General features: G+C 65.6%; 21 protein-coding genes and 2 riboswitches. Of the genes, 19 read left to right on the forward strand and 2 right to left on the reverse strand.

From position 1 onward, the window contains the following. Nucleotides 1-3 precede the first annotated feature (3 nt). On the reverse strand, nucleotides 4-840 hold the full coding sequence (locus RQH62_RS04895) for a p-hydroxycinnamoyl CoA hydratase/lyase (RefSeq protein ID WP_184274334.1): 837 nt from the start codon (nucleotides 838-840) through the stop codon (nucleotides 4-6). 153 nt (nucleotides 841-993) lie between these two features. Between RQH62_RS04895 and RQH62_RS04900 the strand changes: the two genes are divergently transcribed. Genes RQH62_RS04900 through RQH62_RS04910 form a run of 3 tightly spaced genes read left to right on the forward strand, consistent with a single transcriptional unit; the run spans nucleotide 994 to nucleotide 3430 of the window. Next, nucleotides 994-2532 (forward strand): FAD-binding oxidoreductase, encoded by a 1539-nt coding sequence (locus RQH62_RS04900; RefSeq protein ID WP_311267630.1) that lies wholly within the window; start codon nucleotides 994-996, stop codon nucleotides 2530-2532. After that, the gene (locus RQH62_RS04905; RefSeq protein ID WP_311267631.1) at nucleotides 2532-2927 is read left to right on the forward strand and encodes a cytochrome c; all 396 of its coding nucleotides are present in this window, start codon (nucleotides 2532-2534) and stop codon (nucleotides 2925-2927) included. The genes RQH62_RS04900 and RQH62_RS04905 overlap by 1 nt, the downstream gene beginning before the upstream one ends. Continuing rightward, nucleotides 2924-3430, forward strand: a complete 507-nt coding sequence (locus RQH62_RS04910; protein WP_311267632.1) for a hypothetical protein — start codon at nucleotides 2924-2926, stop codon at nucleotides 3428-3430. The genes RQH62_RS04905 and RQH62_RS04910 overlap by 4 nt, the downstream gene beginning before the upstream one ends. A gap of 111 nt (nucleotides 3431-3541) precedes the next feature. On the opposite strand, the gene RQH62_RS04915 is transcribed toward RQH62_RS04910, so the two are convergent. After that, nucleotides 3542-4039 carry a nuclear transport factor 2 family protein gene (locus tag RQH62_RS04915; RefSeq protein ID WP_311267633.1) on the reverse strand — a complete coding sequence of 166 codons (498 nt, stop codon included), beginning with the start codon at nucleotides 4037-4039 and terminating at the stop codon, nucleotides 3542-3544. A gap of 97 nt (nucleotides 4040-4136) precedes the next feature. On the opposite strand from RQH62_RS04915, the gene RQH62_RS04920 reads away from it, so the two are divergent. The 16 genes from RQH62_RS04920 to RQH62_RS04995 all read left to right on the forward strand — a co-directional run bounded on the left by RQH62_RS04920 (nucleotide 4137) and on the right by RQH62_RS04995 (nucleotide 21245). Further along, a complete protein-coding gene (locus tag RQH62_RS04920) occupies nucleotides 4137-5051 on the forward strand; it encodes an NAD(P)H-binding protein (RefSeq protein ID WP_311267634.1) in 915 nt (304 codons plus the stop codon). Next, a complete protein-coding gene (locus RQH62_RS04925) occupies nucleotides 5048-7237 on the forward strand; it encodes a PQQ-dependent dehydrogenase, methanol/ethanol family (RefSeq protein WP_311267635.1) in 2190 nt (729 codons plus the stop codon). The genes RQH62_RS04920 and RQH62_RS04925 overlap by 4 nt, the downstream gene beginning before the upstream one ends. A gap of 8 nt (nucleotides 7238-7245) precedes the next feature. Beyond that, nucleotides 7246-8853: a GMC family oxidoreductase N-terminal domain-containing protein gene (locus RQH62_RS04930; RefSeq protein WP_311267636.1), complete on the forward strand. Its 1608-nt coding sequence runs from the start codon at nucleotides 7246-7248 to the stop codon at nucleotides 8851-8853. A gap of 40 nt (nucleotides 8854-8893) precedes the next feature. Beyond that, nucleotides 8894-9454 carry a TetR family transcriptional regulator gene (locus RQH62_RS04935; protein WP_311267637.1) on the forward strand — a complete coding sequence of 187 codons (561 nt, stop codon included), beginning with the start codon at nucleotides 8894-8896 and terminating at the stop codon, nucleotides 9452-9454. A gap of 16 nt (nucleotides 9455-9470) precedes the next feature. After that, a riboswitch (cobalamin riboswitch) is annotated at nucleotides 9471-9670 on the forward strand. A gap of 104 nt (nucleotides 9671-9774) precedes the next feature. After that, nucleotides 9775-10386, forward strand: a complete 612-nt coding sequence (gene cobO / locus RQH62_RS04940) for a cob(I)yrinic acid a,c-diamide adenosyltransferase (protein ID WP_311267638.1) — start codon at nucleotides 9775-9777, stop codon at nucleotides 10384-10386. A gap of 2 nt (nucleotides 10387-10388) precedes the next feature. Beyond that, nucleotides 10389-11690 carry a cobyrinate a,c-diamide synthase gene (locus tag RQH62_RS04945; RefSeq protein ID WP_311268097.1) on the forward strand — a complete coding sequence of 434 codons (1302 nt, stop codon included), beginning with the start codon at nucleotides 10389-10391 and terminating at the stop codon, nucleotides 11688-11690. A 12-nt stretch (nucleotides 11691-11702) separates the two neighbouring features. Further along, nucleotides 11703-11892: riboswitch (cobalamin riboswitch) on the forward strand. Nucleotides 11893-12045: 153 nt separating this feature from the next. Beyond that, nucleotides 12046-13983, forward strand: a complete 1938-nt coding sequence (locus RQH62_RS04950; RefSeq protein ID WP_311267639.1) for a TonB-dependent receptor domain-containing protein — start codon at nucleotides 12046-12048, stop codon at nucleotides 13981-13983. A gap of 38 nt (nucleotides 13984-14021) precedes the next feature. Continuing rightward, on the forward strand, nucleotides 14022-14570 hold the full coding sequence (locus RQH62_RS04955) for a hypothetical protein (RefSeq protein WP_311267640.1): 549 nt from the start codon (nucleotides 14022-14024) through the stop codon (nucleotides 14568-14570). Between the two features lie 2 nt (nucleotides 14571-14572). Further along, the gene (locus tag RQH62_RS04960) at nucleotides 14573-14980 is read left to right on the forward strand and encodes a DUF1636 domain-containing protein (RefSeq protein ID WP_311267641.1); all 408 of its coding nucleotides are present in this window, start codon (nucleotides 14573-14575) and stop codon (nucleotides 14978-14980) included. Continuing rightward, nucleotides 14977-15990 carry a nicotinate-nucleotide--dimethylbenzimidazole phosphoribosyltransferase gene (gene cobT, locus RQH62_RS04965; protein ID WP_311267642.1) on the forward strand — a complete coding sequence of 338 codons (1014 nt, stop codon included), beginning with the start codon at nucleotides 14977-14979 and terminating at the stop codon, nucleotides 15988-15990. Before RQH62_RS04960 ends, cobT begins: the two co-directional genes overlap by 4 nt. Then, nucleotides 15990-16559: a histidine phosphatase family protein gene (locus RQH62_RS04970; protein ID WP_311267643.1), complete on the forward strand. Its 570-nt coding sequence runs from the start codon at nucleotides 15990-15992 to the stop codon at nucleotides 16557-16559. Before cobT ends, RQH62_RS04970 begins: the two co-directional genes overlap by 1 nt. Beyond that, complete coding sequence (locus RQH62_RS04975) at nucleotides 16556-17275, forward strand: adenosylcobinamide-GDP ribazoletransferase (protein WP_311267644.1); 720 nt, start codon at nucleotides 16556-16558, stop codon at nucleotides 17273-17275. Before RQH62_RS04970 ends, RQH62_RS04975 begins: the two co-directional genes overlap by 4 nt. Next, on the forward strand, nucleotides 17272-18252 hold the full coding sequence (locus tag RQH62_RS04980) for an aminotransferase class I/II-fold pyridoxal phosphate-dependent enzyme (protein WP_311267645.1): 981 nt from the start codon (nucleotides 17272-17274) through the stop codon (nucleotides 18250-18252). Before RQH62_RS04975 ends, RQH62_RS04980 begins: the two co-directional genes overlap by 4 nt. Then, nucleotides 18245-19186: an adenosylcobinamide-phosphate synthase CbiB gene (cbiB, locus tag RQH62_RS04985; protein ID WP_311267646.1), complete on the forward strand. Its 942-nt coding sequence runs from the start codon at nucleotides 18245-18247 to the stop codon at nucleotides 19184-19186. The genes RQH62_RS04980 and cbiB overlap by 8 nt, the downstream gene beginning before the upstream one ends. After that, nucleotides 19183-19689, forward strand: a complete 507-nt coding sequence (gene cobU / locus RQH62_RS04990) for a bifunctional adenosylcobinamide kinase/adenosylcobinamide-phosphate guanylyltransferase (protein WP_311267647.1) — start codon at nucleotides 19183-19185, stop codon at nucleotides 19687-19689. The genes cbiB and cobU overlap by 4 nt, the downstream gene beginning before the upstream one ends. 80 nt (nucleotides 19690-19769) lie before the next feature. Then, a complete protein-coding gene (locus RQH62_RS04995) occupies nucleotides 19770-21245 on the forward strand; it encodes a carotenoid oxygenase family protein (protein WP_311267648.1) in 1476 nt (491 codons plus the stop codon). Nucleotides 21246-21347 lie beyond the last annotated feature (102 nt).

Below are 21347 nucleotides of genomic sequence, written 5' to 3' on the forward strand. Positions count from 1 at the left end.
GTATCAGGCCGAGGTCTTCGCCTTGCTCAGATCATAGCTGCCCAGACCCGGCTTGTAGCTTTTTTCATCAATGAACTGGCGGATGCCTTCCTTGCGGCCTTCGCTCTTGTCGTGGAAATTGGCGGCCTCCTGCATGCGGACCAGATAATCCTCGGCTTCGTCATAGGTCATGGTGCCCACGCGGCGGACGGCATCCTTGGCGAATTTCAGCGCCACCGGATTCTTCTTCAGCAGCATCTCGGCCACTTGCGTGGTGCGCGCCTTGAGTTGCTCCAGCGGGACACTTTCATTGACCAGCCGCATGGTCGCCGCCGCCTTGCCGTCGATCAGGTCGCCCGTCAGCGTCAGCCACATGGCGTCGCGCATCGGCAGCAGGTCGACCACCACCTTGGTCACGCCGCCGCCCGGCAAAATGCCCCAGTTGATCTCCGATAGTCCGAACTGCGCCTCATCCGCGCAGATGGCGAGGTCGCAGGCGAAAAGCGGACCGAAGCCGCCGCCGAAACACCAGCCATTGACCATCGCGATGGTCGGCTTCTGATACCAGCGCAGGCGGCGAAACCAGCCATAGCTTTCCGCCTGCGACTTGCGCACGCCGCGCAGGCCCAGCGCTTCGGTTTCGCGGAAATATTCCTTCAGGTCCATGCCCGCCGACCAGGCCGTGCCTTCGCCGCCCAGCACCAGCACGCCGACATCGTCGCGATATTCCAGTTCGTCCAGCACCTCCATCATGCGCCGGTTGAGCGTCGGGCTCATCGCGTTGCGCTTGGCGGGGCGGGCGAAATTCACCCAGGCGATGCGGTTTTCGACATGTACCGAAACGACGTCCTGCTCATCCATGATCCTGCTCCTGCAATATGTATCATTGGCATACAATCTGATGCGTTATGCAGGCAAGCGCTTTTTACAGCCTCGCTTGACAAGCGGGCCGCCTGTTCAGATAATAACGATCGTTATTAAAAAACGCCGGCTCGACCGGCGGAGTGAGGTGGGATGAATGAGAAGGGCCAGATAGCGCCGGCCACCATCGCGGCCTTTGCCGCGATCGTCGGCAAGGATCATGTCTTCTTCGCGGAGGAGGATCAGGCGAGCTATCAGGATAAATTCGCGATCGACGATGCCCGCCACCATCCCGCCGGCGCAGTCGCGCCCGCCAGCGTGGAGGAGATTCAGGCGATCGTCCGCATCGCCGCCGAACGCGGCATTGCCCTCTGGCCGATCAGCCGGGGCAAGAATCTGGGCTATGGCGGGTCTGCCCCGGTGCTGGCGGGATCGGTTGTCCTCGACCTCAGCCGCATGAAGAAGATCGACTATGACGAAGCGAACGGCACGGTGCTGCTGGAGCCGGGCGTCGGCTTCTACGATCTCTACGATTTCCTGAAATCCAAGGGCATGAAGCACTGGCTGTCGGTGCCCGGCAATAGCTGGGGATCGGTGGTCGGCAACGCGCTGGATCGCGGCATGGGCTATACTCCCTATGGCGAACATGCGACCCGCATCTGCGGCATAGAGGCGGTGATGGCCGACGGCCTGGTCGTGAGGACCGGCATGGGCGCGCTGGATGGCGCGCCGACATGGCAACTCTATCGCTTCGGCTTTGGCCCCGGCTGGGACCAGATGTTCGTCCAGTCTAATTTCGGTATCGTCACCAAGATGGGCCTGTGGCTGATGCCAGCGCCGGAATCGCTGATGGGCATGGATCTGGAGTTTGAGCGGCCAGAGGATCTGGGACCGCTGATCGACGCGATCGCGCCGCTCCGTCGCGAAGGGCTGTTGCAGCAGTCGCCGACCATCGGCAACTGGCTGCGCGCCGCCGCCGTGGTCACGACCCGCGACCAGTGGACCGACAAGCCCGGCGCGCTGCCCGACGATGTGATCGCGGCGATCCGCAAGAAATTCAATGTCGGATGGTGGGGCGTCAGCCTGCGCCTCTACGGCCGGGAATCGGTCAACAAGGCGGCGTACGCCATTCTGGAGCAGGAACTGGGTAAGCTGAAGCCTATGTCGCTGCGTCCCACGACATGGAAGACCGGCGAACCGCTGGAGGCCACCGGCTGGACCGGCACGCCGCTCACCATGCCGATGCAGAATGCCAACTGGCATGGCGGGCGGGGCGGACATATCGGCTTCTCGCCTATATTGCCGCAATCGGGCGCGGCGGCGCAGGCGCAGTTCCAGCGCACTTACGCCCGCTACAAGGAGTATGGCATGGATTATCAGGCCAGCTTCGCCTTTGGCGAGCGCCACCTCATCAACGTCAATGCCGTGCTGATCAACAAGGATGACCCGGATCTGATGGGCCGGGTCGATCCCTTCCTCAAACATCTGATCGCCGACGCGAAGGCGCAGGGGTACGGCGAATATCGCACCCATCTCGACTATATGGACGCGGTTGCAGGCACCTATGATTATAACAAGGGCGCACTGGGGCAACTCAACCGCAAGGTGAAGGACGCGCTCGATCCCAAGGGGGTGATCGCGCCGGGCAAGAGCGGCATCTGGCCCAGCAGCCATGCAGGAGGGCAGGGCTGATGCGCCGGGGGATGATCGCGCTGGCGGGCGCCGCGCTGATATTGGCCGGGTCCGCCTGTGGCCGCGCGAGCGAGGCGCCGAAGGAAGCGCCCAAGGGGCCACCACCCTTGCCAGCGCCTGAAACCCTCTCGTCGCGTCCTGCTGCGGGGCCGGGCGAGAAACTGTATCTGGCGAAATGCGCCATGTGCCATGGGCCGGGTGGCATGGGAACGGGGCTGCTGGCGCGCCGTACCGACCAGCCCTTGCTGGAAAAGCGCACCGACCTGACCGCCGACTATGTGGTGCAGGCCGCGCGCATGGGCATCGGCAACATGCCCGCCATCCCGCGCGGCGAAGTGAGCGACGCCGACCTGCAACTGATCGCGGAGCATCTGGCGAAGGGAGCCAAGCCATGAGCGGCCTGTCGCGGCGGGGCTTTCTGGCAAGTGTTGCGGTGGCTTCGGCTGCGCTGGCGGGCGGACGGGTGGAGGCAGCAACAGTGCCGCTGCTGCTGCATGATCCTGAACTGCCGGCTGGTCGCCGTTTCGCCACTCGCGCGCATTATCTGGGCGGGCAGGCCGTGGCGATCGAGGGTGACCGGGTGCGGCAGATGCAGGCCCTGCTCGCTTCTGCACCGGCAGCGATCTTCGGCGTTACCCGGAGGAGTGACGAACTGCTGATCGGGGAGATTGCGGCCGAAGCGGGCTATCGCCGCATGGCGTTGGTGCGTCATGGCAATGGGCCTATGATGGCTAATTGTGCGTCGGACGGCGCCAGCATTGCTAAGCTGGCGCAGCTCTCCGATGCGGCCTGGCCAGAAGCCTTTGCTGAACTCGCGTTGGACAAAATGGGCCGATGCGCCGTCCCACCTGACAGCAAGATGATGCCCGCGCTTAGTTGGGTGATGATCCGCCGTTAATTCAAGACTCCGTTCGGGCTGAGCCTGTCGAAGCCCTGTCCTTCTTTCTCACATGAGTAGAGAAAAACAGTCCTTCGACAGGCTCAGGACGAACGGCCCTTATATACCAAATTATCGCCGAATAATCAGCGAATCCGGTCGTTTGCGCGGCACCCACTCCCCGCGTCCGGGGAAATTCTTCAGCACCTCGCCATCCCACAGTCGCACCGTGCGGCGATGGAAGCGCCACTGGCCGTCCGCGCCCTTCACCGCATGATCGTCATACCAGCCGGCAAAGCGCAGCAGATAGGGCGGCTCGCCCTCGCACTCCGTCACGAAGGCGAAGGAGCGCATCGTGCAACTGCCATCATCCTGCGCGGTATATTGAGTCTGGGTCACATGATGCTGGCGCCCCGGAAAGCCCGGCGCATTGCGATAATGTTCCGCGATGCCGCGAATCCCTTCATGCCCTTCCCAGATGTCGGGATCATCGAACACCTCCTCCACCATACGCGCGTCGGGTGTGAAGCAGGCGACCAGCCCGTCGACATCGCCGGTATCGAGCGCCCAGCTATAGGCGGCGATCAGGTCTTGCAGCGCGATCCTGTCCTCGATCGGAAGGGAAGGCATGATAGTCACTCTCCTGTGTTTCTATGGCTTGACGCGATAATAACATTCGTTACGATTATCTGCAACAAGACGACAGATGATGCAAGCGAGAGGACGCATGGGGAAGATCATCATTTCAGGCGCTTCGGGATCGTTCGGCCGGGCGGCAGCGGAACTGCTGCTGGAAACGGTCGCGCCGCAGGATGCGATATTGCTGACCCGTACCCCGGCCAAGCTGGCCGACCTCGCCGCGCGCGGGGCCGACGTTCGCTTCGCCGATTTCGACGATCCTGCCAGCCTGCCCGCTGCCATGGCCGATGGCGAAAGGATGCTGCTGATCAGCACCGCCCGCGTCGGCACCCGTGTCGGCCAGCATCGGAACGCTGTCGAGGCGGCGGTCGCGGCCGGTGTCCGCCACATCGTCTACACCTCGATCATCGCCGCCGATCAGCCCGGCAATCCCGCGATCGTGAAGAATGACCATCGCGCGACCGAGGAGATTATCGAAGCCTCCGGCGCGGCCTGGACCCATTTGCGCGATAGCCAATATGCCGAGGCGATTGCCGGCCCGATGACGATCCCCGCTTTGATGTTCGGCGGTAAGCCCGACAATTGCGGCGATGGCCCGGTCGCTTTCGTCAGCCGTGACGATTGCGTCGCAACCGCCGTGGGCGTGCTGACCCAGCCGGGGCACGAGAATAAAGCCTATGTCCTGACCGGCCCCGACCTCATCACCATCCCGCAGGCGATGGCGCTGGCCAGCGAACTGGCCGGCAAGCCGATCGTGGTCGAAGCGGTCGATGACGAGGCGATGTTCGCCTATTTCGATTCGCTCGGCGCGCCGCGCCACGCCTCCGACATCATTCCCGACGGCCCGATCCCCTGGTCCAGCGATGATATGGTCACCTTCGGCCAGTCGATCCGCGAAGGCTATTTCGCGCAGAAAACCGACTGGGTTGAGAAGATCACCGGCCGCAAGCCCAAAAGCCTGCGCGACGTGATGCTGGCGCACAAGGAAAGCTGGCCCCTGTGAAAAAAGCATTGCTGATATTGGCCGGCCTGCTGGCACTGACCAGTTGCACCGGTCGCGGACCGGGCGGCGCCAGCGGGGCCGGCGATGACTGGCCCTATACCGGTGGCGACGTGTGGGGCAGCCATCATTCGCGCCTGACCGATATCGACAAGGATAATGTCGGCAAGCTCGGCCTCGCCTGGTCCTATGACCTCAACACCAACCGCGTGCAGGAAGCGACGCCGGTGGTGGTCGATGGGGTGATGTACACCAGCGGCAATCTCGGCCGCGTCTACGCGCTCGACGCGGCGACCGGCAAGCCGCTCTGGACCTTCGAGCCGGAGGTGGACATGCAGGCGAACCGATCCGCCTGCTGTGATCAGGCCAATCGCGGCGTCGCCGTCGCCAATGGCAAGGTGATGGTCGGCGCGCTCGACGGCATGCTTTACGCGCTCGACGCGAAGAACGGCAAAGTCCTGTGGAAAGTCGATACGGTGGTCGATCACAGCCGCGGCTACACCAGCACCGGCGCGCCCGAAGTGGCGGGCGACGTCGTCATCCTCGGCAATGCCGGCGCGGAATATGACACGCGCGGCTATGTCACCGCCTATCGCATCGCCGACGGCGCGCAGGCCTGGCGCTTCTACACCGTGCCGCATGACCCGGCGAAGGGACCGCAGGAAGACAAGGCGCTCGACGCCGCGCTCAAGACCTGGGACGCCAAGAGCCGCTGGGATATCGGCGGCGGCGGCACCGTCTGGGACGCGATCAACTATGATCCCAAGTTCGGCACTGTCTATATCGGCGTCGGCAATGGCGGCCCCTATTCGATAGCCACGCGCTCGCCCAAGGGCGGCACCAATCTCTATCTCTCCTCCATCGTCGCGCTCGACGCAAAGAGCGGCGCGGTCAAATGGCATTATCAGGAAACGCCCGGCGACAGCTGGGACTTCACCGCCACCCAGCCGATGGTGCTGACGGAGATGGAAGTGGACGGGCAGGTTCGCCCGGTCATTCTCCATTCGCCAAAGAACGGCTACCTCTTCGTGCTGGACCGCGAAACCGGCAAGCCGCTACGCGTCAATCCTCTGGTGCGGACCAACTGGACCAAAGGCTTCGACAAGGACGGCGTCCCGCAGATGACGCCGGACCGCACCGATTTCTGGAACAGCCCGCGCCTTATTTTCCCCGCCTCTGCGGGCGCGCGCAACTGGTATCCGGCCGCCTATGATGCGGAGCGCAAAAGCTATTTCGCCCATGTGCTGGACATGGGTAACCTCATGTTCACCGTGCCCCCCGGCACCCCGGCGGAAGCGCGCCGGCCCAAGGCGCTCAACGTCCAGACGACGCTGATCTTCACCCCGCAATTGCAGGCCGTGCTGCCCACTTTGCCGCCCGCGATCCGGGAGCAGGTGGAAAAGCTGCCCGAAATGCAATGGGTGAAGGACAAGCCCTACAGCAGTGAGTTACGCGCCATCGACCCGCTGACCGGCAAGGCGCGCTGGTCGGTTCCGACCGAGGGCTGGCAGGACCGGATGGGCATGCTCTCCACCGCGTCGGGCCTGATCGTCCATGGCACGATCGGTGGCAAGCTGGTCGTCCGTGATGCCGACACCGGCAAGCTGATCAAGTCCATCGACACCGGCAGCGCGATCATGGCCGCGCCCATGACCTATCGCGTGAAGGGCGTGCAATATGTTGCGGTCGCGGCCGGCTTTGGCGGCGGTGGCTGGGGTTATGTGCCGCGCTATTCGGCCGCCTATCGCAACGGCAATGCCAACCGCATACTGGTGTTCAAGCTGGACGGCGGAGCGGTGTCGCAGCCCACGCCTCTGCCGCCGCTGGAACCGGCCGAGGCGCCACCCGCGCAAAAGCCCGGCGTCACGCCCGCGACCATCGCGAAAGGGCAGGTGCTCTTCTTCCAGAATTGCGCCATCTGCCACAGCAACCAGCTACGCTCCACCGCGCCGGACCTGCGCCGGATGCAGCCGGGCACGCATGATGTCTTCAATCAGATCGTACGCGAAGGGCTGCTGCTGCCCAACGGCATGCCGCGCTGGGACGACCTGCTGAGCGTCGAAGATGTCGACGCCATCCATGCCTGGCTGATCGCGGAGCAGGGGCCGCTGCGGGAGCGCGAACTCAAGCTGAAAGCCGCCGGCAAGCCGATCGACGCGCCCAGCGCCGCCATCATGTCCAATTTCTAGGAACGATCATGGAAGATACCGACATCATCGTCGTGGGCGGCGGATCGGCCGGGTCCGCGATGACCGGGCGGCTGGCCGAAGCGGGTCTGTCCGTCACTCTGATCGAGGCGGGCGGGACCGACCGGCATATGCGATCGCGCATCCCCGCGCTCACCAGCGCCATCGTCCAGAACCCCGCCTATGACTGGTGCCATCAGGTCGAGCCGGACCCATCGCTGGGCGGCCGGGCGGATATCTGGCCGGCGGGCAAGATGCTGGGCGGCGGCAGTGCCCTCAACGGCATGATGTTCATTCGCGGCCATCGCTGGGACTATGACGAATGGGCGCGACGGGGCGCGGCGGGATGGGACTATGAATCAGTCCTGCCCTATTTCCGGCGCATGGAGGATAATGAGCGCGGCGCCGACACATGGCGCGGCACCGGCGGTCCGATCGCCGTGTCGGAGGGGCGCGCGCGCTATCCCATCACCGACCAGTGGATCGCGGCGGCGCAGGCGGCGGGCATCCCCCGATCGCCCGACCTCAACGGCGAACAGGCCGAAGGCGTCGATTATGTGCAGGTGTCGCAGCGCAAAGGCGAACGTTGTTCGGCGGCGCGGGGCTACCTCCACGACCGGCGCGGCGGCAAGGCGCCGACGATTCTGCTGGAAGCGCAATTGCTGCGCATCCTGATCGAGGACGGTCGCGCGGTCGGCATCGTCTATTGGCAGGACGGCGTCGAAAAGACGCTGCGCGCCCGCCATGGCGTGGTGCTGAGCGCCGGGGCGATGAACACGCCGCGCCTGCTGATGCTGTCGGGCATCGGCCCGGCCGATCATCTGCGGACCCATGGCATCTCTGTGGTCCGCGACCTGCCCGGCGTCGGCGCCAATCTTCAGGACCATGTCGGCACCCATGTGGTCAATGAAGTCGATGTGCGGACGCTCAACAGCGATGCGCAGGGGCTGCGCGGCGCTTGGCAGCTTTTGCGCTACGCCCTTGCTAGGCGCGGCGCGCTGACCACCGCGATCGGCCATGCCCAGGCCTTCGTGAAGAGCAGGCCGGATCTGCCCGCGCCCAATCTCCAGATCAGCTTCGCCGCCTTCGCCTTCGACTTCGATGAGCAGGGGCGGCTGATGCTACGCAAGACGCCGTCCGTCTCCACTTTGGTTGGGCTCATGCGGCCCAGCCATCGCGGGCGGATCAGTCTGCGGTCCGCCGATCCGTTCGCGCCGCCGAAAATCGAGCATCGCCAGCTCGGCAGCGACGATGATATCGACCAGATCGTGGAAGGCATCGGCATCGCCCGCGCTATCCTCAATGAGACAGCGATTGCGACACATATAAAGGCCGAATTGCGCCCCGGCGCGGCGCTGACCGATCCGGAGCAATTGCGCGGCTATGTCCGCATGGCGTCGATCCCGCTCTACCATCCGGTCGGCACGGCGAAGATCGGTCGGGCAGACGATCCGCAGGCGGTGGTCGATGCCGATCTTGCTGTCATCGGCGTGGATGGCTTGTGGGTGGCGGATGCCTCCGTCATGCCGACCCTGCCGGCTGGCAACACCAATGCCACCGCCATCATGATCGGCGACAAGGGCGCGGACCATGTGCTGAAAAAGCTGCGTCGCAACTGAGCGGCTGGCGACGGGCGGGCAGCTTTGCCACAAGGCGGTCATGAAACTGAGTCGTGATGCCATCGTCGATGAAGCGATCGCCCTGTTGCAGGAAGAGGGGCTGGAGGCGGTGTCGCTACGCAATGTCGCGGCGCGCTTGGACGCGAAAGCGCCCTCGCTCGCCCGCCATGTCGGCGACAAGCAGAGCCTTCTGGCACTGATGTCGGCGCGCCTGTTCGGGGCAGTGATCGATGCGCTACCGCCCTGCACCGGCTGGCGCGACTGGGTGATGGCCTTCGGGCGCGGCCTGTGGCGCAAACAGCAGGCGACCCGCGATGCGGCGCCTTTGATTGCCATGGCGCCGCTGGATGCGGATGCGATGGCGGCCATGGCGGACCGGTTGCGGGCACAGGTGCAGGGCGTCGGCCTGCCGGTCGATCGCGGCATGCTGCTCCAGTCGGCGGTGCAGGCGCTGGTGACCGGCTGGACCGGCTTCGCCACCGGGGCGCAGGGGGTAGCGATCGGCCGGATCGTCCCGATCGAGGCGGCGGTGGAGGAAAGCCTGGCGGCGCTGGTGCGGGGCTTTGCCGAAACGCTGGACCCGGCCGACCCGCCGCGATAAGTCCGGCGGCGAAGGCTGTGCCTTCGACCGCGTCGGTGCCCGCAAGGGCTTGAAAGGGAATATGGTGCGGCCGCCTGCGGCCCAATCCATGGCTGTCCCTGCAACTGTAAGCGGCGAGCCACCGGGCCATCATGCCATTGGGAGCGGTCCCGAGAAGGCGGTCCGGCCGGCGACGACCCGCAAGCCAGGAGACCTGCCGGCGCGGGTCGCTCTTGCCCCGGCCCAGGGACTGGCCCGGACACGGTTCTTCCGTTCGAGCGGCATGGAAAGCGGCGTCGCGGCCATCCCGGCCGCGCGCCCTGTCGACGGGAGCAAGGCAGATGGAAGAGCAGGATCAGATCAACGCCCGGCATAATGAGAAGGCTCGCAAGCGGCAGGCCTTCATGCAGGCCAAGATCGCGGAGAAGACGGATGAGAAAGGACTGCTGATCGTCCATACCGGCAAGGGCAAGGGCAAGTCGACCGCCGCCTTCGGCCTCGCCTGCCGGGCGCTCGGCCATGGCATGAAGGTGGGCATCGTTCAGTTCATCAAGGGCGGCTGGGCGACGGGGGAAAAGGCGGTCTATGCCGCCTTCCCCGGTCAGGTCGATCATCGGGTGATGGGGGAAGGCTTCACCTGGGACACGCAGGATCGCGCCCGCGACATCGCCTGGGCGGAGGCCGGCTGGGCAGAAGTGCAGCGCATGATCGCCGATCCCAGCTATGCCATGGTGATCGCGGACGAACTCAATATCGTGCTGCGCTACAAATATCTGGCGGTCGAGGATGTCGTCGCCGGGTTGATGGATCGCGACCCGATGAAACATGTCGTCGTGACCGGCCGCAACGCGCCCGATGCCCTGATCGAGGCGGCCGATCTGGTGACCGACATGGTGCAGGTGAAGCATCATTTTCACGCCGGGATCAAGGCGCAGCGGGGCATCGAATTTTGACGGTGGCGCTGGGGCGCGGCCTGATCGTCGGTGCCCCGGCATCGGGTGTCGGCAAGACCATGGTGACGATCGGGCTGCAACGCGCCTTTGCCGATTGGGGCCTTGCGGTACAGGGCGCCAAATGCGGGCCGGATTATATCGACCCGGCCTTTCATGCGGCTGCGGCCGGGCGACCCTCGATCAATCTGGATGGCTTTGCCATGGCGCCGGCGATGCTGCGCGGATTGGCCGCGCACGTCGCATCGACTGTCCAACTCGTTGTCGCAGAAGGGGCGATGGGCCTTTACGATGGCGCGCGGGCGCAGGACCGGTCGGGTGCTTCGGCTGATGTCGCGCGCCTGCTTGGCTGGCCGATGCTGCTGGTGGTCGATGCCCGTGCGGCCGCGCAGACGGTGGCGGCCGTCGCGCATGGCTGCGCCACCTTTCCCGGCGCGCCCGCCATTGCCGGAGTGATCGCCAACCGGGTCGCCAGCCCGCGCCATCGGCAGATGGTCGAGGATGGCTTTGCCCGTATCGGCCTGCCCCTGCTCGGTGCGATTTCCACCGATGACGGGCTGGCCATGCCGTCCCGCCATCTGGGTCTGGTGCAGGCGGACGAGACGGACGCGCTGGAATCGCGGATCAGCGCGATCACGGAACGGGTGGCGGCCCAATGCGATCTCGATGCGGTCTTCGCGGCGGCCGGTGCGACGGCGGATCGGCCGATGCAGCCGCCCGGCATCCGGCCGCCGGGGCAGCGGATCGCCATCGCCCGCGACGCGGCCTTCAGCTTCTTCTATCCGCATATGGCGCATTGGTGGCGGGCGGCCGGCGCGGAGTTGCACTTCTTTTCCCCGCTGGCCGACGAAGCACCGCCTGCCGATTGCGATGCCTGCTGGCTACCGGGCGGCTATCCCGAACTCCATGCCGGGCGGATCGCGGCCAATCGGCGATTTCTCGATGGCCTGCGGGCCTTTGGCCAGACACGCCCGATCCATGGCGAATGTGGTGGCTATATGGTGCTGGGCCGTGTGCTGGAGGATGGCGAGGGCATGATGCATGCGATGGCGGGCCTGCTGCCGGTTGAGACAAGCTTTGCCCGCCGGCGCATGACATTGGGCTATCGGCGGGCGCGGTTGCGGCAGGACAGCCGCTTCGCCCGTGCCGGGCAGGAACTGCTGGGTCATGAATTCCATTATGTCAGCATCACCGCGAGCGAGGGTGAAGCGCTGGCCGACATGGCCGACGCAGAGGGGCAGGCGATCGCGCCGGCGGGCCACCGGGTGGGCCATGTGACGGGTGGCTTCTTCCACTTGATCGCCTGATCCAACTGGATTAGGGCCGCGGCTGCGTCAGGTTCCCCGCAAGGGGATCAAAAGGGAACGGGGTTCAAGACCCCGGCTGCCCCTGCAACTGTGAGCGGCGAGCCATCGAGGCACAGGCCATTGGGATGCGTATCCCGAGAAGGCGCTTCGAAACGGCATGGACCCGCAAGCCAGGAGACCTGCCTGTCGCGGTCGTTCTTCGTCCGGACAGGGTGCGCCGGTCGAACGAGGATATCCTCGCGCAACGACAAGCTGACCGTGCGGATTCGCACGGCGGGGATGTCGTGCGCGCTGGCGTTCGGCATCGCTGTCGCGTCGCGTCCGCCCGGTCCTGTCTATGACTGGGGGGATTATCATGCACTGGATTTCAAAGAGCGGACTTTTCATTCTGGCCGGCCTGTCCACGCCGGCACTGGCCGACGATGCGAGCGAGGTGATCGTCACCGCCCTGCGCCAGCCGCAGGCGATCGAGCAGGTGGCGTCGAGCGTCACCGTGCTGGACAAGGCTGCGATCGACGCGGCGCAGGCGCTGACGGTGTCGGATCTGCTGATCCGCACGCCTGGCATCAGCTTCACCCGCAATGGCGGCTACGGCACGTCGACGTCGATCCGCATCCGCGGCGCGGAAGGGGACCAGACCGTGCTGGTGGTCGACGGCGTCAAGCTGGCCGATCCGTCCTCGACCGGTGGCGGCTATAATTTTGCCACCCTGATGACCGGCGACATCGACCGGATCGAGATTTTGCGCGGTCCGCAATCCATCCTGTGGGGCAGCCAGGCGATCGGCGGAGTCGTCAATGTCGTGACCGCGCGGGCCGAAAAGCCGATCGAAGGCAGCTTCGATATCGAGGCGGGATCGCGCGACACCGTCAGCGCCCGCGCCGGATTGGGCGGCCGGCAGGGGGCGATCGACTGGCAACTCGCCGGCAGCCGCTTCACCACGGAGGGCATTTCCGCGATCAGCCCGCGCTTCGGCGGCAAGGAGAAGGACGGCTATACCAATAGCACACTCAACGGCCGGCTGGGCGTTGCGCTGGCGCCGGGCGTGTCGGTCGATGTGCGCGGCTATTATGCCAAGGGGCGCACGGACATCGACAGTGCCGGCAGCGTGCCGGACAGCCCGGAATATTCGCAGACCGAGGAATGGATCGGCTATGCCGGCCTCAATGCCGACCTGTTCGGCGGGGCACTGCACAATCGCCTCTCCTTCAGCCGCAGCGAGACGCTGCGCGACAATATCAACCCCGCGCGCAAGCTGCGCCAATTGAGCTTCGCCGCCAAGGGCGAGACGAACCGCTACGAATATCAGGGTGTGCTGACGGTCGCGCCGGGCTGGACCGCGACCTTTGGCGCGGAGCGGGAGGAGCAGCGGATGCGCACCGCTTCGCCCTCCGACAGTCTGGCCGCCTATGCGACGATCCATGGCTCGGCGGATATCGACAGCCTCTATGCGCAACTGAATGTCGAGCCGCTGTCCGGGCTGACGCTCAATGGCGGCGTGCGCTACGATCATCATTCGACCTTCGGCGGCAACACCGTGTTGGGTGCGGGCGCGGCCTGGGCGCTGGCCAAGGACAGTATGATCCTGCGCGCCAGCTATGGCGAGGGATTCAAGGCGCCGACCCTGTACCAGCTCTACAGCGACTATGGAAACACGGCGCTGGTGCCGGAAAAATCGCATGGCTGGGATGCGGGCATCGAACAACATCTGTTCGACCATGCCTTGATCCTGTCGGCGACCTGGTTCGATCGCAGCACCGACAATCTCATCACCTATAATGGCTGCCCGACCACCAACCGCCCTGCGCTCTGCTACGCGCCGGGCACGACCACGCCACGCTTTGGCTATTATGCCAATGTCCAGCGCAGCGAGGCGCACGGGCTTGAACTGGCCGGGGTCGCCCATGTCGGCCGGTTGACGATCGACGGCAATTATAGCTGGGTGTCGGCGGAGGACCGGTCGCCCGGCCTCAACTTTGGCAACCAGTTGGCCAGACGTCCGCGCCATGCCGCCAATGGCACGCTGCGCTACGACTGGACCTTCGGCCTCAGCACGACTGTGGCGGTCCGCTGGTCGGGCAAGGCGCTGGACACGGCGCGCACCAGCACGACCGTCGCGCCGTTCGTGAACGATGCCTACACGCTGGTCGATCTCCGCGCCGAAATGCCGGTGCTGGGCAAGCTGACCCTGTTCGGTCGGGTCGAAAATCTGTTTGACGAATATTATGAGACGGCCCGCCGCTACGGCCAGTTGGGCCGCAGCATTCATGCCGGCCTGCGGGCGCGGTTCTGATCCAGACGGACAACCCCTATGACAAGGAGCGAATGACCATGCAGAGCCTATCCCCTGCCGCCGCCCGCCATCTATGGGTGGGACTGATGACACTGGCCAGCACCGTGACGACGCTGGCGCTGGCCTGCGCCACGCCCTTTCCTGCGCTGGCCGCCATCGCTGCGCTGCATGTCCGGCGGCAGGAAGGGATCATCCTGATGCTCGCTGCCTGGGCGGTATCGCAGGGGGTGGGCTATTGCCTGCTCGGCTATGAGATGACCGGCGAGAACAGCGTCTGGGCCGTAACGATGGCGCTGGCGGCGATCGCGGCGCTGTTGGGGGCGGATGGCGTGGCGGGTCGATTGGCCGGCGCGCATCCCGCGTTGCGGCTGGCGGCGGCTTATGGCGTGGCGTTCGTCGCGTTCAAGCTGGTCGTGCTGGGTGGTGCCTTCCTGCTCGGTTCCGGCTGGGCCGCTTTTGCGCCGAATATCCTGGCGCGGCAGTTCGGCCGCTATGCCATGATCCTGGCCGGGCTGCTGCTGTTGCAGCATCTGGTCGACCGCAGCGGCCTGCTGCGCGGCGCGGCGCGCGGACAGGCGGTCGCCTGACCATGTTGCGCCCGGTCGAGGATGGGCCGGCGGTGGTGGTGTGCAGCAGTTGCCGCCATTCGCCGCAGGCGCGGGAGGATGCAGACGGCGTGCGCGGCGGCGCCCGGCTGGCACAGGCGTTGCGCCGGATCAAGGCTGGCTCGGACCGCTATGACGGGGTAGCAGTGCAGGATATGCCCTGCCTCTTCGCCTGTTCCGACCATTGCACCGTGCATCTGCGGGCGCCGGGCAAGATCGGCTATGTGCTGGGCCGCTTCACCCCGGACGAGGAGGCGGCGCGCGCGATCCTGGACTATGCCGTCCATCATGCCGCCAGCGACCATGGGCAGGTGCGCTATGCCGACTGGCCGCAGGGGGTGAAGGGGCATTTTATCGTGCGGACCCCGCCGCCGGGATTCGTCGCGACATGAGCCTGTTTCCGACCGTCGCGGCGTTCGATGCCGCTCTCGCATCCTTGCCTGCTGCCGACCCGTCCTGCCGGGCGGCGGCTGCGGCGCGGCAGGCGCAACTGACCAAGCCGGCCGGATCGCTCGGCCGGCTGGAGGAGATTGCCATCTTCATGGCCGGCTGGCAGCGGCGGGCACGCCCCCGCATTGATCGTGGTCGGGCAGTGATCTTTGCCGGCAATCATGGCGTGACCCGCCATGGCATCAGCGCCTTCCCGCCGGAAGTGACAGCGCAGATGGTCGCCAATTTCGCCCGTGGCGGGGCGGCGATCAATGCACTGGCAGGCGCGGCCGGACTGGACCTGCGGGTGGTGCCGATCGCGCTCGACCAGCCGACCGCGGACTTCACGGTCGAACCGGCAATGAGCGAGGCTGACTGCCTGACCGCCCTCAATATCGGGGCGGAGGCGGTCGATCCGGGGCTGGACCTGCTGCTGCTGGGCGAAATGGGGATCGGTAATACGACTGCGGCGGCGGCCCTGTGCCAGCGCAGTTTCGGTGGGACGGCGGTGGACTGGGTGGGCGTCGGGACGGGCGTAGACGGCCATGGTCTGGAGGTGAAGCGGCAAGTGGTCGAACTGGCGATGGCTTGCCATGCCGAAGCGCCGCTGACGCCATTCGAGACGTTGCGGCGGGTCGGCGGGCGGGAGATTGTGGCGATCGCCGGGGCCATGCTGGCGGCGCGGCATCATCATGTGCCGGTAGTGCTGGACGGCTTCATCTGCGCCGCCGCACTCGCACCGATGGCGGCGGCAGTGCCGGCTATCACCGATCATATCGTGGCCGGCCATCGTTCCGCCGAAGCGGCGCATGGGCGTTTGCTGGACCGACTGCAATTGCGGCCGCTGCTCGATCTGGACATGCGACTGGGCGAGGGGAGCGGCGGCGCGGTGGCGGCGGCGGTGATCCGGTCCGCGCTGGCCGCGCATGACCAGATGGCAACCTTCTCCGATGCGGGCGTGTCGGAGGGTTGATGACGGGCAGGCTGCTCCACCTGATGCGGCATGGGGCGCCTGCCATTACCGGGCGACTGTTGGGGCATGCAGACTGGCCCGCGACGGAGGCGGGCACAGCGGCCTGCGTTGCGCGGGCCGCCGCGCTGAATGTGGGGGCAATCGTCGCCTCCGACCTGTTGCGTGCTCGGGTGCCTGCGGAGGCTATCGCTGCGTCACGGCATATCGTGCCACAGATCGACTCACGTTGGCGCGAACTGGATTTCGGTGCTTGGGATGGCGTCGATCCGGCGGCTCTGGATGCCGCTGCACTGGCGGATTTCCATGCCGATCCCGATACCTGTCCGCCACCCGGTGGCGAGCGTTGGTCTGCGCTAAGAGCGCGTGTCTATGCGGCGTTGGGAGCGTTGCCGCCGGAGCCGACCCTGGTCGTGACCCATGGCGGCGCGATGCGAGCAGCGTTGGCACTGCTTTGTGGTTTCGATCAGCGTCAACTGTGGGCGTTCGACCTGCCCTATGCCTCATGCTTGACAGTACGGCTTTGGCCGGGTGAGCGACCTTTTGCGCAGATTGTCGGGCTGGCGGCATGAAGGGCTGCATCCTTGCCCTGCAATTCCTGACCCGCCTGCCGCTGCCACGGGTTGCGGCAGATGACGCGGATTTTGCGGCCGCGATCCGCTGGTTCCCGGCAGCGGGACTGGTGGTCGGCGCAATTATTGGCGGGGCAGCCTGGGGTGGCAGCCGAATGGATTCATGGACCGGAGCGCTGTTGGCGCTGCTGGCATGGGTCTGGGTGACGGGGGCGCTGCATCTGGATGGGTTGGCGGACCTGGCCGATGCGACCGCTGCCGCGCACAAGGGACGCGACCGGCTGCTGGCGGTGCTGGCCGATCCGCATGTCGGGGCGATGGGCGTGACGGCGGTGGCGCTGCAACTGATCGCCAAGCTGATATTATTGCATGGCCTGATCGAGGCTGGCGCGATGGGTGGCCTGCTCTTTATCCCCTTCGCCGCGCGGATCGGTCCCTTATGGTGGAGTCGTTATCTGCCGCCGCTGCATGAAGGATTGGGTGCGCGCTTTCGCCATGCGGTCCGGCCGGTCGATCTGGCAATATGGGCGGGGCTGCTGCTGTTGGCCGCATGGTGGTTCCCCGCCTTGCTCTGCGCGCTACCGCTGATCGGCCTTTGGCATTGGTGGCTGTTGTCGCGCATCGGCGGCATATCCGGCGACGGCCATGGCGCGGGCATCGAACTGGTCGAAAGCGGGCTGTTGCTGGCCATGCTGATCCTGGCCCATACCGCATGACCGACTGGACCTTCCATGGCGGCAAGCTGGACGCGGCGCGGCATATCTTCGGCGACGCGGATGCACCGTGGATGGACTTGTCGACCGGGATCAATCCCGACAGCTGGCCGGTGGAAAAGGCGCCGGCCTTCGACTGGCGGGCGCTGCCGGGCGATGCGCAACTGGCGGCGCTGGAGCATAGCGCAGCGGCGCATTTCGGTGTCGATCCGGCCCATCTTTGCGCTCTGCCCGGCAGCGAAGCGGGATTACGGTTGCTGGGCGAATTGTTGCCCGGCGAACTGCTCCACGGCGCGGCCTGCTATCGCACCCATCGTGATATTCGGCCTGATAGCCGGGCCTTTGTGCCAGGCCAGGATGATCCGGCTGGCAAGATATTGCTGCTCGCCAACCCCAATAATCCCGACGGCCGATTGCTGGGCCGGCCGATGCTGGACGCGCTGCTGCAACGACAGACGGATAGCGGCGGCTGGCTGGTGCTGGACGAGGCCTATGCCGATTGCCAACCCGATGGCAGCATGGCGCATCGCGTCGATGATGCGCAGCGGCTGATCCTGTTCCGCTCCCTCGGAAAATTCTTCGGTCTGGCGGGCCTGCGGCTGGGTTTCGTGATCGGGCCGCGTTCCATCGTCGTGCGCTTCCGTGAGCGGCTGGGGAGTTGGCCGCTTTCAACGGCGGCGCTCGTGATCGGGGCCGCCGCCTATGCCGATCGAGGATGGATTGACGCGATGCGGGGGCATCTCGTCCAACAGGCCTTAGCGCTGGATGCTGTGCTGCGCGTCCATGGGCTGAATCCGCAAGGTGCCTGTCCCTTGTTTCGGCTGATCGAGACGGAGGATGCGATGGCCCTGTTCGAGCGACTGGCGCGAGGGGCAATCCTGACCCGCCCATTCGATGAGAATGCGCATTGGCTGCGGATCGGATTGCCGCAAGGGGCCGATGGCCTTGCCCGGCTCGACAGGACGCTGGCTCATGGCTGAACCGGTGGCGGTGTTGGCGCTGGCGATCGAGGCGGCGATTGGCTGGCCCGATGCGCTGCATCGCCGGATCGGCCATCCGGTGGGGGCCTTCGCTGCGATCATCCTGTGGTGTGAAAAGACATGGAATCGACCGGAAAGAGCCGGGGCGTTGCGCAGGCTCGCCGGCATCGGTTGCGTTCTGCTGCTGCTATTGCTTGCCATCGGCGGTGGGCTGTTGCTGGAGCAAGGGTTGCGGCTGGTCGTGGGGCGTTGGGCCTGGATCGGCATCACCCTGTTGGCGGTGCCGGGCATGGCGGCGGGCAGTCTCTATCGCCATGTCCGTGCGGTCGTGGCGCCATTGCGCGATGGCCGGATCGTTGATGCGCGGGTGGCGGTCGGCATGATCGTAGGGCGCGATACCGAGCGGCTGGACGAAGCGGGCGTAGTGCGGGCGGCGATCGAGAGCTTGGCCGAGAGTTTTTGCGACGGGGTGGTGGCGCCACTTTTCTGGCTGATGCTGGGCGGATTGCCGGGGCTTTGGGCCTATAAGGCGATCAATACCGCCGATAGCCTGATCGGCCATCGCGAGCCGCGCTGGCGCGCCTTCGGCTGGGTGGCGGCGCGGCTGGACGATCTGCTCAACCTCATTCCCGCGCGTATGTCTGGCCTGCTGCTCTGTCTCGCAGGCGCGGGGGGCTGGTACATCATGCTGCGCGATGCCCGTCGTCATGCTTCACCTAATGCGGGGTGGCCGGAGGCGGCGATGGCTGGCGCGCTGCATCTCTCGCTCGCCGGGCCGATCGCCTATGATGGGGTGGCGCAGGACAAGCCGTGGATCGGGTCGGGTCGTCATGACCTGAAGGCGGCTGATGTCGATGCGGCCTTGCGCCTCTATGTGCGGGCCTGCCTGCTGCTGGGGCTGGTGGTAGGATTATCTGCATGGAGACTGTCATGAGCCTGTTGTTTGTGTTGGGTGGGGCGCGGTCGGGCAAGAGCCGCTACGCGCTGAGCCGCGCAGAAACCTTGCCGGGCGCGTTTGTGTTCGTCGCTACTGCGCAAGCATTAGACAACGAGATGGACAGCAGAATTGCCCGGCATCGTGAGGAGCGCGGGCCGCGCTGGCGCACGATCGAGGAACCGTTCGATCTGGCGGCAGTGGTGCGGGCGGAGGCGCGGGCGGATCGCGTATTGTTGATCGACTGCCTGACCTTATGGGCCTCCAACCTGATGCTGGCGGATCGGGATATCGATGCTGCGACCGGGGCGCTGGTGGCGGCGCTCGGCGAGGCGCAGGGGCCGGTGATCCTTGTCGCGAACGAGGTCGGGCTGGGCATCGTGCCGGATAACGCGCTGGCGCGTCGCTTTCGTGATGTCGCCGGGATCGTCAATCAGGCCGTGGCCGCTTGCGTGGATGAGGCGGTGTTCATGGCGGCGGGCCTGCCGATGCACCTGAAATAGCGGCTCACCCCTTACTCTCTTCTTGCAACAATCATAACGATTGTTACTATGAGTCGAGATAAGAGAGGAGCTTGGACGCAATGCCAGCCTATCCCCAGACCATCCATTTCGTCGGGCTGAACACCCCCGTCGGCATCGAATGGTCCGCCCGCAACCTGGACGTGATCGGCACGATACCGGCCGAGATTGACGGCGCCTTCTTCCGTGCGGTACCCGACCCTGCCCATCCGCCGATGTTCGCCGACGACATCGTGCTGTCGGGCGACGGCATGGTCGCGAAATTCGCCATCCATGACGGCAAGGTCGACTATGCGATCCGCTATGTCGAAACCGAGCGCTACGCGCTGGAGAAGGGCGCGCGGCGCGCATTGTTCGGCCAGTATCGCAATCCCTTCACCGACGATCCCGTCGTGGCCGGACGGGACCGTACTGTCGCCAATACCACGCCGGTCTGGCATGGCGGGCGGCTGTTCATGACCAAGGAGGATGGCCTTGGCTATGAAGTCGATCCCGATACGTTGGAGACGATCGGCCGCTGGGATTATCATGGCGCCTTCACGTCGCAGACCTTCACCGCCCATCCGCGCGTCGATCCGCAGACGGGCGAGATGTTCTTCTTCGGCTATGAAGCGGACGGGGTCTGCTCGACGAAGATCGCCTATGCCATCGCCGATCGGGACGGTAATCTGATCAGCGAACAATGGTTCGATCAGCCTTATTGTTCGACCATCCATGATTTCGCGATCACGGAGAATTACGCGATCTTCCCGATCTTTCCGACCATAGCCGATCTCGACCGGCTCAAGGCGGGTGGGGCGCATTGGGCGCATCAGCAGGATCTGGAGAGCTGGGTCGGCATCATGCCGCGCTATGGCAAGGTAGAGGAGATGCGCTGGTTCAAGGGACGGCCGGGCATTTCCGCCTTCCATCTGGTCAACGCCTTTGAGGAGGGCGGGCTGATCCACCTCGACCTCTGCCTGTCGGATACCAATGCCTTTGGCTTCATGCGCGAAGCTGGCGGTGTGCAGCGCGACCAGCGCGATATCCAGGGCGGCCTCACCCGCTGGACCTTCGATCTGTCGAAGGAAGGTGAGGGCTATGAGGAACGGGTCGTCGGCCCGCCCGGTGACATGCCCCGATTGCGCGACGCCGATCAGGGGCGGCCATATCGGTCGACCTGGTATCTGTCGATGAACCCGCAGGGCGGTCCGCCGCTGCCGGGCGGGCCGGTCGGCTTTGCCTTCAACGCCCTGTTGCAGATCGAGCCGGGCAATGGCCGCATCGACATGATGGGGCTGGAGTTCGGCATGGCGATCAGCGAGCCGGTGCATGTGCCCTCGACGCAGGGCGATCATGATGGATGGTTGTTGATGGTCGTGGACCGGCAGGCGGGTGAGGCGGCTTTCCAGTCGGAACTGTGGGTGGTGGATGCAGGCGCGATTGCGACTGGTCCGATCGCGCGCGTGCCGATGCCGTTGCCGATGCGGGCGCAGGTGCATGGTGCCTGGGTATCGGCGGCGCAACTGGCAACGGCGAAAGCCCGACAGGTCGCTTGACAAAATACTAACGATCGTTATTGATTGACGGGAGAGGGGCGGGCCGAAGGTCCGTTCTCTCCAACAAGGACTGCGAAGCAGAACCGGCCTTCGGCACGGGTG

The sequence above is a fragment of the Sphingobium sp. WCS2017Hpa-17 genome (assembly GCF_031843765.1).
GTDB lineage: Bacteria > Pseudomonadota > Alphaproteobacteria > Sphingomonadales > Sphingomonadaceae > Sphingobium.

Excerpts from the sequence above, each read along its gene's own strand:
- cbiB (WP_311267646.1), top strand. The coding sequence starts at position 18,245 with ATGGCTGAACCGGTGGCGGTGTTGGCGCTGGCGATCGAGGCGGCGATT.
- RQH62_RS04970 (WP_311267643.1), top strand. The coding sequence starts at position 15,990 with ATGACGGGCAGGCTGCTCCACCTGATGCGGCATGGGGCGCCTGCCATT.
- RQH62_RS04950 (WP_311267639.1), top strand. The coding sequence starts at position 12,046 with ATGCACTGGATTTCAAAGAGCGGACTTTTCATTCTGGCCGGCCTGTCC.
- RQH62_RS04955 (WP_311267640.1), top strand. The coding sequence starts at position 14,022 with ATGCAGAGCCTATCCCCTGCCGCCGCCCGCCATCTATGGGTGGGACTG.
- RQH62_RS04915 (WP_311267633.1), bottom strand. The coding sequence starts at position 4,039 with ATGCCTTCCCTTCCGATCGAGGACAGGATCGCGCTGCAAGACCTGATC.
- cobU (WP_311267647.1), top strand. The coding sequence starts at position 19,183 with ATGAGCCTGTTGTTTGTGTTGGGTGGGGCGCGGTCGGGCAAGAGCCGC.
- RQH62_RS04920 (WP_311267634.1), top strand. The coding sequence starts at position 4,137 with ATGGGGAAGATCATCATTTCAGGCGCTTCGGGATCGTTCGGCCGGGCG.
- RQH62_RS04900 (WP_311267630.1), top strand. The coding sequence starts at position 994 with ATGAATGAGAAGGGCCAGATAGCGCCGGCCACCATCGCGGCCTTTGCC.
- cobO (WP_311267638.1), top strand. The coding sequence starts at position 9,775 with ATGGAAGAGCAGGATCAGATCAACGCCCGGCATAATGAGAAGGCTCGC.
- cobT (WP_311267642.1), top strand. The coding sequence starts at position 14,977 with ATGAGCCTGTTTCCGACCGTCGCGGCGTTCGATGCCGCTCTCGCATCC.
- RQH62_RS04895 (WP_184274334.1), bottom strand. The coding sequence starts at position 840 with ATGGATGAGCAGGACGTCGTTTCGGTACATGTCGAAAACCGCATCGCC.
- RQH62_RS04905 (WP_311267631.1), top strand. The coding sequence starts at position 2,532 with ATGCGCCGGGGGATGATCGCGCTGGCGGGCGCCGCGCTGATATTGGCC.
- RQH62_RS04960 (WP_311267641.1), top strand. The coding sequence starts at position 14,573 with ATGTTGCGCCCGGTCGAGGATGGGCCGGCGGTGGTGGTGTGCAGCAGT.
- RQH62_RS04910 (WP_311267632.1), top strand. The coding sequence starts at position 2,924 with ATGAGCGGCCTGTCGCGGCGGGGCTTTCTGGCAAGTGTTGCGGTGGCT.
- RQH62_RS04980 (WP_311267645.1), top strand. The coding sequence starts at position 17,272 with ATGACCGACTGGACCTTCCATGGCGGCAAGCTGGACGCGGCGCGGCAT.
- RQH62_RS04935 (WP_311267637.1), top strand. The coding sequence starts at position 8,894 with ATGAAACTGAGTCGTGATGCCATCGTCGATGAAGCGATCGCCCTGTTG.
- RQH62_RS04930 (WP_311267636.1), top strand. The coding sequence starts at position 7,246 with ATGGAAGATACCGACATCATCGTCGTGGGCGGCGGATCGGCCGGGTCC.
- RQH62_RS04995 (WP_311267648.1), top strand. The coding sequence starts at position 19,770 with ATGCCAGCCTATCCCCAGACCATCCATTTCGTCGGGCTGAACACCCCC.
- RQH62_RS04975 (WP_311267644.1), top strand. The coding sequence starts at position 16,556 with ATGAAGGGCTGCATCCTTGCCCTGCAATTCCTGACCCGCCTGCCGCTG.